The 15,112-nt window shown below is 42.9% G+C and carries 10 protein-coding genes, 14 tRNA genes and 2 rRNA genes; 1 reads left to right on the forward strand and 25 read right to left on the reverse strand.

Going from position 1 to position 15,112, the window contains the following annotated elements; all coding sequences use genetic code 11:
• Nucleotides 1-44 precede the first annotated feature (44 nt).
• From O2S85_RS14610 to O2S85_RS14640, 8 genes are all read right to left on the reverse strand, one after another.
• A complete protein-coding gene (locus O2S85_RS14610; protein ID WP_269410052.1) occupies nucleotides 45-1,541 on the reverse strand; it encodes an amidase in 1,497 nt (498 codons plus the stop codon).
• A 247-nt stretch (nucleotides 1,542-1,788) separates the two neighbouring features.
• Nucleotides 1,789-3,255 (reverse strand): sodium/pantothenate symporter, encoded by a 1,467-nt coding sequence (gene panF / locus O2S85_RS14615; RefSeq protein WP_269410053.1) that lies wholly within the window; start codon nucleotides 3,253-3,255, stop codon nucleotides 1,789-1,791.
• Nucleotides 3,252-3,566: a YhdT family protein gene (locus O2S85_RS14620; RefSeq protein WP_269410054.1), complete on the reverse strand. Its 315-nt coding sequence runs from the start codon at nucleotides 3,564-3,566 to the stop codon at nucleotides 3,252-3,254. Before O2S85_RS14620 ends, panF begins: the two co-directional genes overlap by 4 nt.
• Nucleotides 3,567-4,082: 516 nt before the next feature.
• Entirely contained in the window at nucleotides 4,083-4,739 is a 657-nt protein-coding gene (locus O2S85_RS14625) for a ribonuclease H family protein (RefSeq protein ID WP_269410056.1), read from the reverse strand.
• Between the two features lie 57 nt (nucleotides 4,740-4,796).
• A complete protein-coding gene (locus tag O2S85_RS18980; protein ID WP_367748720.1) occupies nucleotides 4,797-5,015 on the reverse strand; it encodes a WYL domain-containing protein in 219 nt (72 codons plus the stop codon).
• A 170-nt stretch (nucleotides 5,016-5,185) separates the two neighbouring features.
• Complete coding sequence (locus tag O2S85_RS14630; RefSeq protein WP_269410057.1) at nucleotides 5,186-5,791, reverse strand: DUF6320 domain-containing protein; 606 nt, start codon at nucleotides 5,789-5,791, stop codon at nucleotides 5,186-5,188.
• Between the two features lie 59 nt (nucleotides 5,792-5,850).
• Nucleotides 5,851-7,107, reverse strand: coding sequence for a phthiocerol/phthiodiolone dimycocerosyl transferase family protein (locus tag O2S85_RS14635; protein WP_269410058.1), 1,257 nt, complete (start codon nucleotides 7,105-7,107; stop codon nucleotides 5,851-5,853).
• An 86-nt stretch (nucleotides 7,108-7,193) separates the two neighbouring features.
• Nucleotides 7,194-8,096 (reverse strand): alpha/beta hydrolase, encoded by a 903-nt coding sequence (locus O2S85_RS14640; protein ID WP_269410060.1) that lies wholly within the window; start codon nucleotides 8,094-8,096, stop codon nucleotides 7,194-7,196.
• A gap of 177 nt (nucleotides 8,097-8,273) precedes the next feature.
• Here O2S85_RS14640 and O2S85_RS14645 point away from each other — a divergent pair, with 177 nt between their 5' ends.
• Nucleotides 8,274-8,837: a hypothetical protein gene (locus O2S85_RS14645; protein ID WP_269410061.1), complete on the forward strand. Its 564-nt coding sequence runs from the start codon at nucleotides 8,274-8,276 to the stop codon at nucleotides 8,835-8,837.
• A gap of 45 nt (nucleotides 8,838-8,882) precedes the next feature.
• On the opposite strand, the gene O2S85_RS14650 is transcribed toward O2S85_RS14645, so the two are convergent.
• From O2S85_RS14650 to O2S85_RS14730, 17 genes are all read right to left on the reverse strand, one after another.
• Complete coding sequence (locus O2S85_RS14650) at nucleotides 8,883-9,680, reverse strand: class I SAM-dependent methyltransferase (protein WP_269410063.1); 798 nt, start codon at nucleotides 9,678-9,680, stop codon at nucleotides 8,883-8,885.
• An 812-nt stretch (nucleotides 9,681-10,492) separates the two neighbouring features.
• Nucleotides 10,493-10,574, reverse strand: a tRNA-Leu gene (locus O2S85_RS14655).
• A 9-nt stretch (nucleotides 10,575-10,583) separates the two neighbouring features.
• A tRNA-Cys gene (locus O2S85_RS14660) sits at nucleotides 10,584-10,657 on the reverse strand.
• 14 nt (nucleotides 10,658-10,671) lie between these two features.
• Nucleotides 10,672-10,746 (reverse strand) — tRNA-Gly (locus O2S85_RS14665).
• A gap of 4 nt (nucleotides 10,747-10,750) precedes the next feature.
• Nucleotides 10,751-10,825, reverse strand: a tRNA-Gln gene (locus O2S85_RS14670).
• A gap of 19 nt (nucleotides 10,826-10,844) precedes the next feature.
• Nucleotides 10,845-10,920, reverse strand: a tRNA-His gene (locus O2S85_RS14675).
• A gap of 13 nt (nucleotides 10,921-10,933) precedes the next feature.
• Nucleotides 10,934-11,007: transfer RNA gene (locus O2S85_RS14680), tRNA-Trp, on the reverse strand.
• A 19-nt stretch (nucleotides 11,008-11,026) separates the two neighbouring features.
• Nucleotides 11,027-11,111 (reverse strand) — tRNA-Tyr (locus O2S85_RS14685).
• Nucleotides 11,112-11,138: 27 nt separating this feature from the next.
• Nucleotides 11,139-11,214 (reverse strand) — tRNA-Phe (locus tag O2S85_RS14690).
• A gap of 38 nt (nucleotides 11,215-11,252) precedes the next feature.
• Nucleotides 11,253-11,329, reverse strand: a tRNA-Asp gene (locus tag O2S85_RS14695).
• 6 nt (nucleotides 11,330-11,335) lie between these two features.
• Nucleotides 11,336-11,412: transfer RNA gene (locus O2S85_RS14700), tRNA-Met, on the reverse strand.
• A gap of 12 nt (nucleotides 11,413-11,424) precedes the next feature.
• Nucleotides 11,425-11,500: transfer RNA gene (locus tag O2S85_RS14705), tRNA-Val, on the reverse strand.
• Between the two features lie 6 nt (nucleotides 11,501-11,506).
• Nucleotides 11,507-11,581 (reverse strand) — tRNA-Glu (locus tag O2S85_RS14710).
• 13 nt (nucleotides 11,582-11,594) lie between these two features.
• Nucleotides 11,595-11,686: transfer RNA gene (locus O2S85_RS14715), tRNA-Ser, on the reverse strand.
• A 1-nt stretch (nucleotide 11,687) separates the two neighbouring features.
• Nucleotides 11,688-11,762, reverse strand: a tRNA-Asn gene (locus tag O2S85_RS14720).
• A 13-nt stretch (nucleotides 11,763-11,775) separates the two neighbouring features.
• Nucleotides 11,776-11,891: ribosomal RNA gene (gene rrf, locus O2S85_RS14725) — 5S ribosomal RNA — on the reverse strand.
• A gap of 160 nt (nucleotides 11,892-12,051) precedes the next feature.
• Nucleotides 12,052-14,971: ribosomal RNA gene (locus tag O2S85_RS14730) — 23S ribosomal RNA — on the reverse strand.
• Nucleotides 14,972-15,112 lie beyond the last annotated feature (141 nt).

Here is a 15,112-nt window from a genome sequence, read left to right on the forward strand (position 1 = left end):
GTAAAGCCGTAAATAATGTTCTTTCCAATCCTGTCCCTTTAATTTTAATTAGATTCCAGTCTTGATCCTATATTTGTTACATGATTAGCAGGCTTGCGTCCATGATTCCACTTTCCATCCAATTCACGCTCTATCTGAGCACCGAGTTGCAAAAGCAAACCATCCTCCCCCTGAGGCGCAAGCATATGCATGCCCAAGGGTAATTCATTTCCAAGTTCAGCCATTGGCAGGGAAATTCCCGGTAGTCCGCAAATATTGGCAATTGGTGTATAGGAAAAAATGCTCCACAAATTTTCAAACCAATCATAAACGGAAGGGTTATCACTAATAGTCAGATACTCCATCGTTCCAACCAATGGTGTAGGCTTGGCCATTGTCGGCGTAAGGATCACATCCCAATCCTCAAAGAATAATCCCATCTTACGGGAAATTTCGTTAAACTTCGTCTGCATTTTTACACGGTCCGCATAGGAGGCAAAACGGCCTTCTTCCCAGACTTTAATACACATCGGTTCAACGAGATCTGCCGGAGGAGCTTCAAGATTTTTTTGTCGGAGGATATCAGAAATTGTTTGTGCAAACTTCATAATATAGGCTGCTGTCTGTGCTTCATAAGAGGCATGGAGATCAAGGTCCGGAACAACCCATTCTACATCATGGCCTAGTTGCTCGAGAAAGTCAGCCGCCTTCTTTAACTCAGAAACAATTTCCGGGGTCGCTTTATAATCCCCCCACTTATGTGAAACGGCGATTCGAAGCCTTCCTGGATTCCGTTTTATCAGCTCGGAGTATGGCTCTTTTGGTGTCCAATAAGGCATAAATTCGCCGGGTGCCCCTCCCCTGCAATGATCAACAAAGGCAGCAGTATCACGTATACTACGGGTATGGCATCCCTGCGCAGAAACGATATTCATCAGATCTGAACTATTAGGGGCTCCCGAAAAAACACCTCGCGATGGTTTCAATCCGATATTGCCGTTTACACCAGCTGGAATTCGGATCGATCCACCACCATCACTTGCATGAGAGATTGGAATAATACCAGCTGCAATTGAGGCTGCGGTCCCGGCAGAGGAGCCACAAGTTGTATAATCAAGATCCCAAGGATTTCTGGTAATATAAACATCCGGATTCTCCGCTGAACTGCAAAGGCCAAACTCAGGTGTTGTCGTCCGTCCAATAACGTTGAGACCAGCTTTGCGAATTTGTTTTGTCAGAAAGCTATCAGCCGTGGAACGGTTTCCCTGCATAAGCAGAGAGCCCATTTCCTGTAAGCGTCCTTTAAGTGTAGGACCGAGATCCTTCATGAAAAATGGTACCCCCGCAAAGATGCCGTCAGGGTTCATTCCATCCATCATAGGATCGTCCGCTACATCATGAAAGATTTCAATAACGCCATTGATTTCAGGGTTTAAGGCTTCAACCCCTTTTATAACCTGGTTTGCCAACTCTTTTGGGGTGACCTCACCCTTTTGTATCAATTCCGCAAGACCAATAGCATCATAGTTGGACCATTCATTCCAGTTCATTGCTAAATTCATAAAAACGTCACTCCTTCATGTTTGTGCGGTTTGACTGGATTCTGTTAATTTCCGTTTCAAAAAAGGCGTACGGAGGGTTACCCAGCACTACTTGGCTCATATGCATGCCAAGCATAATGATCCCTGCTACAACAGTTCCAATCAATATTGCACCGTGAATTAATATTGAATCCGTGTAAAACATCCCCCCGGTCCAGGAATTATTTCATAACTATCCGATACTCCAGTTTAATTGAGTGACCTTCAGTCAAGCACTCCAAAACTTTGTAACAATTTCCGACCGCTGGGCGGCAAACCGTTTTTTTGTAAATAAACTGCCGAAAACATAAGCGAGGAAAGATAAGATTACCGATATAACAACCGGGTGTAAGCCGAATGGATTTGAAATAAAAGTATTAAAACAAATAAAGGCAATCACCCCTGTTAAAATGGAAGATAATGCTCCAACACTATTCCCCGTCTTCCAGTATAATCCCATGACAATTGGCCAGATAAAAGCGGCTTCCAAGCCCCCCATGGCAAACAGGTTGAGCCAAATTAACAGGCTCGGTGGCTTAATGGCCATAAAGAAAACAATTACGCCAATAATCGTGGTAACACCATAGCTTAATCTTTGCACTGTTTTACTGGTTGCATCAGGCTTCACATAATTTAAATATATATCTTTAATAATGGAAGAACTTGCAACTAGCAAAACTGAACTAACGGTTGACATAATGGCTGCCAACGGGCCAGCTAAAACAATCCCAACAAGCCATGGAGGCAACAACTCTAGTGCAAGCAATGGTAACGTATTATCGGCAACACTAACCTCCGGCATAATGACACGAGCAAATACTCCTGTTAATGTCAAAACAAGCATAACAAAGCCGACAGCAAACGTACCGATCATGATCGCGCTATGCATGGACTTGGAACTTCTATATGAGATGGCTCTGACAGCTATTTGCGGTAACCCTACAACTCCCACACCCACTAATACCCAATACGATGAAACATAGGCTGGTGATAACGATTGATCGCTCCCAAATGGTGAAACCAAATTCGGATTTTCGGAAATCAAACCCGACATAATATTGTTAATCCCTCCACCGGCAATAACGGCAGCTACCACTAGAATGGAGGAACCTATCAGCATAATTACACCCTGGATAGTGTCCGTTATAGCGACGGCGCGAAATCCTCCGATGACTGTATAGATAACAAGGACCATACCAAAAACAAATAATCCAGATACGTAAGGAATACCCATGACAGACTCCATCAGATGTCCTCCACCAACCCACTGGGCGGCCATAAGAGCAAACAAGAAAACTACGATACAAATAGCGGACAAAATAACAACCCACTTATTACGATATCTCTCTTTTAAAAAGTCAACTAATGTAACCGCATTTATCTTTCTTGCCATGATTGCAAATTTTTTGCCAAGAATCGATAAGGTGAAATAACCGGTCACCAATTGCGTCATACTTAGTAACACCCAAGCCAATCCAAATGTGTAGGCTGCTCCTGGTCCGCCGAGAAAGCTGCTGGCGCTTGCATAGGTAGCAAACATAGTCATTGCAAGAACAAACCCTCCGAGTTGTCTGCCACCAAGAAAATATTCATTTGTGAAATCAGAGGATTTTCTCACCCATTTGGACGAAAAAACCCCTATCAAAAACATCGCAATTAGATATAAAATCAATATTATAATAACTTCCCAGTTCATTTCGGGGATCCTCCTTTGGTGTCATCTTCATATTCTGCATCAAGCGGAATATCCTTGTAAAAGAACTTTACAATGATAATGACAAGGATCGTAAAGACAATAAATCCAAGAATGCAACTATAAAAAAACCAAGCGGGAAATCCAAAAACATAATGATACTTGTCAACATCTTTTGAGCCAAAACCGTATGCGAAACCAAACCACCATAGGAAATTTGCTATAGCGATTCCAATCCCAATCAAGGCTTCACGGTTAGCAATTTTATACCGAGGATCATCTGATATCTGTTCTCGTTTAACGTTATCTTTCATTCTCGCAATCTCCCTTCACAGATTTAAATTTGCCTTGGGGTTTTTCATTGATCAAACGTATCCCAATCTTTTGAAGCCATCACCAACTGCGTTTCACAACCGGTAATTGTAACATCCATCTTTCTAAAGATATACATGTATTTAAAGCATTTACATACTATGTATGATGTAGTACATGATATATATCCTAGCAATTTAACATTCATTTGTAAATAGGAATTAACAGAAGGGTTCGATTAGACAAATAATTTAACGTGCGGTTATTAACAACACAAATAAGGAATGCCGCCCAACCCCCTGTTTGGTAGGAAAAATAGGATAGCTGAAACGTGGGTTATTAGCCCAATCCCCGACCATGGTAACCGTACGTTGTGCCTTTACATATTGTAAAGCTCAACATGCATTCCTTAGACACGATAGATTGGGCAGGAGAAAAAAATGTAGAAATATATTTATAAAGAAACTATTGGAAGCAACAAAAACAAACACACGGCCAATTCATCGCTACTGCTCACTCTAATTCAATTCAATCGTACTCGTTATCTCAACACCTTTCAATGCCTGCGATGCCAGCTGATCCGCCTCACGATTTCTTTTCCGCGAAACCAATTCATATTCAGGCCTCACCCCGATTTTTTCGAGCTTCGTTTCAATTCGATCCATCCACTTTGCCAATCCCGGTTCATAACATGGCCATTCATCGTTCATTTGGTTGATTACCACATTGGAATCCCCAATGAATGTAACCGGCAAATGATGCACATCCATAAGTTCCAGTTCCTGTAAACTCAAATTCAACGCGGCATATTCTGCTTCATTATTCGAATCGAGTTCCATCGCAGTCGTATTTTTACGCAGCCGATAGGACTTTCCATTTTTGCTATAATAAATCGCACAACCCAGACCTGACTTCTTGGTTTCCAAATCAAACCCGCCATCAAAATAAACAGTAATATCGTGTGCTTCCGTTTGAATCTCTTCCATATATTTTTTTAATTCTTTCATTGACCATGTATGATCAGACCCATCGACAAACGTTAATGCTTCTGCCCGGCCTGTCTTTTCCAAATCCTCCGCCAGCATCAACGCTTTCTTGGCGTGCATCTCATCCGAAATGAACCTTGTCGTTGTACCTTTGGGCGATTGATAGGTTAATTCGATCCGCACATCCATTGCAAACCCTCCATTACCATTATTATTTCTAAACCACAGTTTGGACATGTTGCCGCCTTAGGATACCGCAGACCTTTTTCTAACAGGTTCAACCGCCAAAATGTGATCTAGCCTAAAGGTCCGTACCCTTTTGCGCCAATAACAAAAAGCGATGATCGTGTTCTCTTCCATACGAATCACCCGTATGATCCGTTGTGTTACGTGATTGTCACTGTCCATATAAAAGATCATGATTTTCTGTTTGGATTTTATGGAATCTGACAGCAAATGATTCATGATATGCACCTTCTAACCGAAACGTTTGTTCTATTATATCACGAAACACCCGGAAATATGCAGGAAAGTTTTTACTTCACGCCATTACCAAGATGTATTTGTGTATTGGATAAAGGACGATGCAACACCGTGTTCCTGGTTCCTCCACTCATTCAAATATATTTTTATGATTAGAAATGGAACCTCCGCACAATTTCGTTCTTCATCGTTTTTTCCGAAAATAGTATCATCCCAATCAGCGTTAGCAGAGCATATAAGGCAGTTGCAGCACTTGGCCATAATACAGTAGACCAAGAACTTAGAAAAAGAATGACAGGAAGAAAGCCCAGAATGACCATCGTTGTCATATAGCCAATATATTCACGCCATTTCATTGGTTTTCGCAGGACAATAATCGTTACAAACAATGTAGCCAAGGTGACGAGAAAGGGAATAACATAATGAATCGACCATCTCGAACCTCCGGAAGCCGCGTCCAGAATAAAGAGCATAACGGAAAGTGCAATAACCTGGAAAATAACTTTGGAACCCGTGTGCGCTTTTGAGAGAATCGTATGGTTAATAAACAATACCCCATATAGAACCGGCCCCAACACGTAGAGAAACCATAATTCATTTCGATTCGTTAACAGATTAATTAATACGCTTGTACTAATAGTGAAAATCGCAATAAATAAGACAAGACGTTGTACAAAATGACGTCGTTTTATTTTTGTTTCATACACAGGATAATACTCATTCTCATCTGTTCTTTCGGAAAGTTTGTGTTTGCACAAGGGACAATATTGTTGTTTTGTATGGATATTGCAATTTGCACAATAATTTTCCATTGTTTTCACCTGCTGTCATTGGAGTATACTTCTATATCCAAATTAAATGTCTTGGAAAGTTCTCTAAAGAAAGTACGGATAATATCCGCTTCTTGTATCATTCTTGCAAATGTGATTACGAGTTCATCTCCCACAGCGATCATCCCTCCGTTGATTGGGCTTTTCTTTGTCGGGTACAGAACCATTTCCATATGGGCAATATGGGATTCCATTGAGTCAGGAAGTCGTACTTTACCCATATTTGTCAAGGTCATCGCTTTGGTACGCTCACTAAAACTCCTGTAACCATAACGAATGGCATGATATTTAAGCGGGAGTGGAATAAATCGTGCTGCCAGTCTTGTTTGCCATTTCACACGATCATTAATACTTTGCTGCATGTTTTCCTTTTGTACCTTCTCACGCAGTTGTTTTGATGTTTCTGCGATAATTTCTTCCAATGTCGTTGTTTCTGTGACAGACATGCCGATATTGACTACACCAAAAAAATTGCGCAGTGTATTAGACGGAAAAAGACTTCGCAAATTGACCGGAACAGCAATTTTTATTTCTTCTTTATATGCCCGGTATCTTAATCGTTCTTTATAAATAGCTGCAATTAAAATTGCGGTGACAAAAGCGGTAATCGTTGTTCCATGCTCCTTGGCAAGTTGATGCACCTTTTCTGCACTCATTTTTCCATGGACTGCAATGGTTTGGTCCATTGATATACCGCGGATTTGATAGGAAGAAGCTTCTTTGTATTTCTCTGTTTTTTCGTCCGTTACATAATTTTGATAACTATCATCTCTTTCATAATAGCTTTGCTCATTATGAATATCGATCAGCATGTTTTCATAGCTTACATCTTCCCCTAAATGGGTCAGATAGTAATAAACCAGTACTTTAATAAATTCTAAAGCTCCTGTTCCGTCTGTCACAGAATGGAAAAATTCCACGGAAATGCGCTTTTTATAATAGGTTGCACGCAGTAAGAATCCATTTGTTTCTAACGGATCAATTGGTGCACATGGATATTGGCTTTCAGGCTGAACAAAAAGCTTTTCGTTATTCTCCACAAGAAAGTCCCAGAAAACACCTTTACGAAGCTTCACTGCAAACATAGGAAGGCGTTTAAGAACATCGTCCAGCGCTAGTTGCAGTTTCTCCGGCTGTACTGTTTTCTTCATAACTGCAGCGATCCGGAAGACCGAAGAATTTGTTTGTTCCGATACGGCGTGAAACATTTTCCCTGCGTTATCAAGTTTGTACCATTCATCCATCTGTTGAACACCTCAATACGTGCTAAATTTGCTTGTACCCTATTTTACCTTATATTTGCTTCCAATTCATAAATATATCGCAACTTTTACATACCATTTATGATATTCACAATTTCCTTTGTCGCCTTTTTTGCCTCTGGAATAGGGTAAATCATAAAGATATGATTCATTTTCGGGTATTCAAAGTAATTAATTTTAACTCCATGTGATACAACCATATCTCTGAACTTTCTAGCATCAGGTAAAAAAACTTCATGTGTCCCTACGAATAACGTAATTTCCCCCAATCCATTCATCTTTCCATTGATTGGACTGAGTAAATAATTATTTCGGTCAGTGTTTCCTGCATACGCCTTCCCCATTTGAATCAAACCATAAATCCCCAACATTGGGTCTTTATGTTCTAATGCATAAGCATCTGGATTATTCATAGTAATATCAAGCCAAGGTGAAAGTAAAATGATATGTCTGGGTTGTGGTAACCCCTTTTCCAAGAACAATTGTGCTAACGCTAATGCAAATCCTCCTCCAGCAGAGTCACCCATCAAGATAATATTTTCCTTATCTGATATCCCTAAAATCCATTCATATAAGGGAAGGACTTTATCAAAAGACTCTTTATATTGATGATTGGGTGCTTTCGGATAAATTGGAACGTATATTTTAGCATTGGTTTCGTTCATTACTTTCCCAAGAAAATTCCAATGGTATACCGATGGTTGTTTGATATATCCTCCTCCATGTAAATAAAGTATTGATTTTTCTGAAGCAGTTTTTTCTTGATTAAAGATATAACATTCCATTCCATCATACTGCTGTTTTTTGATGTCAAACTTTCTCTGAATACATTTTGGTAAGACATAAGGTTTTTGATTTTTAATTTTCCTCGCCTCGAAAAATTCAGAGTAGCGTTTTTCATCGGTAAAGCTATCTTTATTACTCAGCCGGGTGAGTAAACGTTCCACAATCCAGCTCTGAATACTTCTCATATTGGTTTCCCCCTCGTTGCATTAGCTTTTGTCTCCACTCTCCATTTTCACCCAAATAAACCAATGTTTCGAATGTTTTTTTGCACTAGACTTTTAAAATTGATTATAGTATATTGTAAAATCCAATGCTAAATTATTGGATTATGCCCAAAGAAAGAACCACTATACCCATTAACAGTGGTTCAGAAGGATTTAAAGCAGGCAAGCAATGAAGTGACACAGGCAGAAAGAATGCTTGGACATTCCGTCGTATATGCATCAGGCGCAGATGTCTCTGTTAAATTACTGACACGGGTAGATCAAAATATTGGATGGGGAGTAGAGCGTGCGGCTACAGAAGAACGAATCACAACCATCATAGCGGGATGGGATGGCGTAATTGAAGGTAATCAAAAGGTTTTCGGGAAAGTGATTGATAATTTCCTTGAACATACCTACCAACGTTCGCTCATAGCAAATATCCATCATCCGTTAAATACGATGGAACGCGTAATGCTTATTTTACCAAATAATATTCTGCACAAACCAGGCTTTGAAGATTCAATATCCATTATTAAAGGTATTGCTTCCCAACTTGGTACCAAAATTAAAGGCCTTGTCATTCGTGATAAGATCGATGCCTATGAAAGAAGCTCCCTATACCACGCCACGGGGATTCACGATCTAAAAGGTGGAAGCATGCTTGATATTGTCTCCGGAGTTATTGTTCCTTTTTTGATATATATCCTTTTACAAATTTAATCATATAATGCATTAAAAAATAACTAAGGATAACTAAGAGTCGAATTAGTTATTTTTTATTGCTATTTTAACTGAAATATCTATTTGTTCTTTAAAAATACCGGAATTATCAAGCTTCAATAATTCTTCTTTTAAATGCTCTTCAAATAATTTGGAGTTTGCCCCTAAAAATTGTTTACTACCATAGGAAGTTGAATAAAGATTGCCAATAATCGAATCCAATGTCCAAACATGATCATAAGCGGGTATTTCATGAATTTCCAAGTCAAATTTTGAATTTGCTACAATTTCTTGATGACTAACTATAGGATGGGTGTAAGTAGTGTTACCTGCCCTTCTTTCATTTCCATACCATTGTTTAACAACTTCCTCAACTTTCCTTTGCCAGAGTAAGGGCTCTTTATTTGGAGTATAACTATCGATGATTGCTATTCCTCCACCAAAACTAATCATATCATATAAAATATCAAGAACCTTTTCTCTGTCCATCCAGTGGAACGCTTTTGCAATTGTTACAAAACTAAAAGTATTATCGAAATTTCTTTTGTAACAATCAATATCGCCAATAAACCATTCCATATTTTCCACTCTAACATCCTTGCTAAGACGCTTTGATTCCTCAATCATTTCGGGCTCTGTATCTATCCCAACGATTTTTTCAAACCAATCAGAGAACCTGAATGCCAATTGACTAGTTCCACAACCCAAATCAAGCATATGACCTTTGCCGTTTAAAGAGAATTTAGTGATTAAAAACCTAATAAGCGATGATGGATAAATTGGTCTATAACGCGAATAATACCAAGATGTTCCTTTAAACAAATCTTTCCCATAATCCTTCATTGAATTCTGCCCTCCTCCCATAAACAAAAAAGAAGTTCTTTAATGTTCTAATTCTCATTTTGAGATTTACTAAAGGCGAAAATACTCTATGTTTATCCATTACATTGCATCATCACTAAATAGATTAACACCATTGCGCAAAAAACAACGGATTGATTTCCCAGCCATTTATGTAATCGCTTTATAGCTATGGGAAATCGGGGGACAACCATGTGTCAGTTTCTTGTATGTTTGTTAGTTTTTTATCTTCTTTGAGATTGGTTTGAATGGCCTGATATAAGAGTGAAATTTCCTTCCTATAATTAAAAATCCATCAATCTCACTCACTACTCACTTCAACTGCACCAATTTCGGTAATTTCTTGACCTAATAATTTGCCTTTACGAAAAACGGGATTCCATTCCAAATCAAATACGATAAATTTCATTTGATCACCCAATCTATTGCCAACATCATTTTATTTTATATTAACGGAATTCCCGCTCCACAGCAAAGAAGTATTTATATAAAAAACCACAGATTTATCCTTTTATGAGAGATCTGTTAATAAGCGCGGCGGTTTACCAAGGCAATCCCCTTTGGCAATCATCAACAAATAAAGAAAAAGTAGTTTTAAAATCAATATCTTTTACACCTTTTGTTGTATTAAAATTGATAATTCGTTTGTACGTCTTGCCATTTTTTATTTCTTCTTGTTTAATGACAGGAACATACACGATTTTTTTCTAAGAATCGTATTGGAGATAAATAAAAACGCTTCTTACGATGTGTAAGAAACGTTGATTTCGCTGCATTGGCAAGCAGCGTATTGATACCGGTGGTCGGGATCGAACCGACACTCCTTACGGAACACGATTTTGAGTCGTGCGCGTCTGCCAATTCCGCCACACCGGCATGTGCGTTTGGAGGCGGCAACCGGATTTGAACCGGTGATAAAGGTTTTGCAGACCTCTGCCTTACCACTTGGCTATGCCGCCAATATTAAAACTAATGGAGCGGAAGACGGGATTCGAACCCGCGACCCCCACCTTGGCAAGGTGGTGTTCTACCACTGAACTACTTCCGCAAAATGGCTGGGCTACCAGGATTCGAACCTGGGAATGACGGGATCAAAACCCGCTGCCTTACCGCTTGGCTATAGCCCAACAAAATTATTGATAAGAATGGGGCGATCGGTGGGGATCGAACCCACGAGTGCCGGAGCCACAATCCGGTGCGTTAACCACTTCGCCACGACCGCCATGGTATCAACATGGCAGGGGTAGTAGGAATCGAACCCACATCAAAGGTTTTGGAGACCTTCGTTTTACCATTAAACTATACCCCTATTAATTTATAACAAGAAATGGTGGAGGGGGAGAGATTCGAACTCCCGAACCCTGAGGGAGCGGATTTACAGTCCGCCGCGTTTAGCCACTTCGCTACCCCTCCATATGAACACAATTAAAAGCATAAAGATGGTGGCTCGGGACGGAATCGAACCGCCGACACAAGGATTTTCAGTCCTTTGCTCTACCGACTGAGCTACCGAGCCTTTATGTATTTTTTAGGTGTATTAACACTTGATTTAGGTGGCGGTCTGGACGGGACTCGAACCCGCGACCTCCTGCGTGACAGGCAGGCATTCTAACCAGCTGAACTACCAGACCGTTATTTGGTTGCGGGGGCAGGATTTGAACCTACGACCTTTGGGTTATGAGCCCAACGAGCTACCAGACTGCTCCACCCCGCGATATGAAATTTATGGTGGAGGATGCAGGGCTCGAACCTGCGACCCCCTGCTTGTAAGGCAGGTGCTCTCCCAGCTGAGCTAATCCTCCAATAAGTGGTGACCCGTACGGGATTCGAACCCGTGTTACCGCCGTGAAAGGGCGGTGTCTTAACCACTTGACCAACGGGCCAATATGTTAAAAGTGGCGGAGAGCGAGGGATTCGAACCCTCGAGGCCGCGGTTGCGGCCTACACGATTTCCAATCGTGCTCCTTCGGCCACTCGGACAGCTCTCCATGGCTCCACAGGCAGGATTCGAACCTGCGACCGATCGGTTAACAGCCGATAGCTCTACCACTGAGCTACTGTGGAATGGAATCAATAAGCCTGGCGGCGTCCTACTCTTGCAGGGGCAAAGCCCCAACTACCATCGGCGCTGGAGAGCTTAACTGCTGTGTTCGGCATGGGAACAGGTGTGACCTCTCCGCTATGGCTACCAGACAAATGAATAATACATCCAAGTGAACATCTAAAAACAAAGTGACAAACAATATTATACATGTTTTTCATAAATAGTCAAGAGAAAAACATCGAAATATGTAAAAGGTATTTATACCTTAAAAACTAAATAAGAGAAGATAGTATCAACGAATCAAACAATATAGATAAGTCCTCGATCGATTAGTATCCGTCAGCTCCACGTGTCACCACGCTTCCACCTCGGACCTATCAACCTCATCGTCTCTGAGGGATCTTACTCACTCGAAGTGATGGGAAGTCTTATCTTGAGGGAGGCTTCATGCTTAGATGCTTTCAGCACTTATCCTTGCCACACGTAGCTACCCAGCTATGCTCCTGGCGGAACAACTGGTACACCAGCGGTGTGTCCATCCCGGTCCTCTCGTACTAAGGACAGCTCCTCTCAGACTTCCAACGCCCACGACGGATAGGGACCGAACTGTCTCACGACGTTCTGAACCCAGCTCGCGTACCGCTTTAATGGGCGAACAGCCCAACCCTTGGGACCGACTACAGCCCCAGGATGCGATGAGCCGACATCGAGGTGCCAAACCTCCCCGTCGATGTGAACTCTTGGGGGAGATAAGCCTGTTATCCCCGGGGTAGCTTTTATCCGTTGAGCGATGGCCCTTCCATGCGGAACCACCGGATCACTAAGCCCGACTTTCGTCCCTGCTCGACTTGTAGGTCTCGCAGTCAAGCTCCCTTGTGCCTTTACACTCTGCGAATGATTTCCAACCATTCTGAGGGAACCTTTGGGCGCCTCCGTTACCTTTTAGGAGGCGACCGCCCCAGTCAAACTGCCCGCCTGACACTGTCTCCGAACCGGATCACGGTTCTGGGTTAGAATGTCCGTACAACCAGGGTGGTATCCCACGGGTGCCTCCACCGAAGCTGGCGCTCCGGTTTCGATGGCTCCCACCTATCCTGTACAAGCTGTACCAACATGCAATATCAGGCTACAGTAAAGCTCCACGGGGTCTTTCCGTCCTGTCGCGGGTAATGCGCATCTTCACGCATCGTATAATTTCACCGGGTCTCTCGTTGAGACAGTGCCCAAGTCGTTGCACCTTTCGTGCGGGTCGGAACTTACCCGACAAGGAATTTCGCTACCTTAGGACCGTTATAGTTACGGCCGCCGTTTACTGGGGCTTCGGTTCAACGCTTCGCTCCTGTGAGCTAACGTTTCCCCTTAACCTTCCAGCACCGGGCAGGTGTCAGCCCCTATACTTCGCCTTTCGGCTTCGCAGAGACCTGTGTTTTTGCTAAACAGTCGCTTGGGCCTATTCACTGCGGCTTCTCATGCAAGAAGCACCCCTTCTCCCGAAGTTACGGGGTCATTTTGCCGAGTTCCTTAACGAGAGTTCTCCCGATCACCTTAGGATTCTCTCCTCGCCTACCTGTGTCGGTTTGCGGTACGGGCACCTGTGACCTCGCTAGAGGTTTTTCTTGGCAGTGTGAAATCGGGAACTTCGTGACCATTTTCACTCCCCATCACAGCTTGCGATTGCTGGACGGATTTGCCTATCCAACTCGCTTACTGCTTGGGCGCACTCATCCATCGGTGCGCTTTCCCTATCCTTCTGCGTCTCCCCATTGCTCAAACGGTCATGAGGTGGTACAGGAATATCTGCCTGTTGTCCATCGCCTACGCCTGTCGGCCTCGGCTTAGGTCCCGACTAACCCTGAGAGGACGAGCCTTCCTCAGGAAACCTTAGGCATTCGGTGAAAGAGATTCTCACTCTTTTTTCGCTACTCATACCGGCATTCTCACTTCAAAGCGCTCCACCAGTCCTCACGGTCTGACTTCACAGCACTTCGAACGCTCTCCTACCATTGTTCTTTCAGAACAATCCGCAGCTTCGGTGATACGTTTAGCCCCGGTACATTTTCGGCGCAGCGTCACTCGACCAGTGAGCTATTACGCACTCTTTAAATGATGGCTGCTTCTAAGCCAACATCCTGGTTGTCTAAGCAACGCCACATCCTTTTCCACTTAACGTATACTTTGGGACCTTAGCTGGCGGTCTGGGCTGTTTCCCTTTCGACTATGAACCTTATCACCCATAGTCTGACTCCCAAGATCAAGTAGCTGGCATTCGGAGTTTGACTGAATTCGGTAACCCGGTGAGGGCCCCTCGTCCAATCAGTGCTCTACCTCCAGTACTTCCTTTTCTTGAGGCTAGCCCTAAAGCTATTTCGGAGAGAACCAGCTATCTCCGTGTTCGATTGGCATTTCACCCCTACCCACACCTCATCCCCGCATTTTTCAACATACGTGGGTTCGGGCCTCCAGTCAGTGTTACCTGACCTTCACCCTGGACATGGGTAGATCACACGGTTTCGGGTCTACGACCGTATACTACAAACGCCCTGTTCAGACTCGCTTTCGCTACGGCTCCGTGTCTTCCACTTAACCTTGCATACGATCGTAACTCGCCGGTCCATTCTACAAAAGGTACGCCGTCACCCATTAACGGGCTTCGACTACTTGTAAGCACACGGTTTCAGGTTCTCTTTCACTCCCCTCCCGGGGTGCTTTTCACCTTTCCCTCACGGTACTGGTTCACTATCGGTCACTAGGGAGTATTTAGCCTTGGGAGATGGTCCTCCCGGATTCCGACGGAATTCCACGTGTTCCGCCGTACTCAGGATCCACTCCGGAGGAAATTCTCTTTCGATTACAGGGCTCTTACCCGCTATGGCTAATCGTTCCAGATCGATTCATCTAAAGAATTTCTTGGTAACTCCATTGGAGTGTCCTACAACCCCAACAGGCAAGCCTGTTGGTTTGGGCTGTTTCCGTTTCGCTCGCCGCTACTTGGGAAATCGCGTTTGCTTTCTCTTCCTCCGGGTACTGAGATGTTTCAGTTCCCCGGGTCTGCCTCACCTACCCTATGTATTCAGATAGGTGTACTGCTCCATTACGAGCAGCGGGTTCCCCCATTCGGAAATCCCCGGATCAGTCTACTTACGACTCCCCGAGGCATATCGGTGTTAGTCCCGTCCTTCATCGGCTCCTAGTGCCAAGGCATCCACCGTGCGCTCTTTTTCACTTAACTATATTTAAGAACTTTAAAAGTTGATGTCGTTGTTTGTCTTGCTCTTATTTAGTTTTCAAGGTACAAATAGAGAGATTTACTCTCTCAAAACTGAACCAAACAACCGAGTATGTCTTAGGAATAAACTTCCCGTTCCGTAAT

It is taken from the genome of Lentibacillus daqui (genome assembly GCF_027186265.1).
In the GTDB taxonomy this organism is placed as follows: domain Bacteria; phylum Bacillota; class Bacilli; order Bacillales; family Amphibacillaceae; genus Lentibacillus_C; species Lentibacillus_C daqui.

Excerpts from the sequence above, each read along its gene's own strand:
- O2S85_RS14610 (WP_269410052.1), bottom strand. The coding sequence starts at position 1,541 with ATGAATTTAGCAATGAACTGGAATGAATGGTCCAACTATGATGCTATT.
- panF (WP_269410053.1), bottom strand. The coding sequence starts at position 3,255 with ATGAACTGGGAAGTTATTATAATATTGATTTTATATCTAATTGCGATG.
- O2S85_RS14620 (WP_269410054.1), bottom strand. The coding sequence starts at position 3,566 with ATGAAAGATAACGTTAAACGAGAACAGATATCAGATGATCCTCGGTAT.
- O2S85_RS14625 (WP_269410056.1), bottom strand. The coding sequence starts at position 4,739 with ATGGATGTGCGGATCGAATTAACCTATCAATCGCCCAAAGGTACAACG.
- O2S85_RS18980 (WP_367748720.1), bottom strand. The coding sequence starts at position 5,015 with ATGAATCATTTGCTGTCAGATTCCATAAAATCCAAACAGAAAATCATG.
- O2S85_RS14635 (WP_269410058.1), bottom strand. The coding sequence starts at position 7,107 with ATGGATGAATGGTACAAACTTGATAACGCAGGGAAAATGTTTCACGCC.
- O2S85_RS14640 (WP_269410060.1), bottom strand. The coding sequence starts at position 8,096 with ATGAGAAGTATTCAGAGCTGGATTGTGGAACGTTTACTCACCCGGCTG.
- O2S85_RS14650 (WP_269410063.1), bottom strand. The coding sequence starts at position 9,680 with ATGAAGGATTATGGGAAAGATTTGTTTAAAGGAACATCTTGGTATTAT.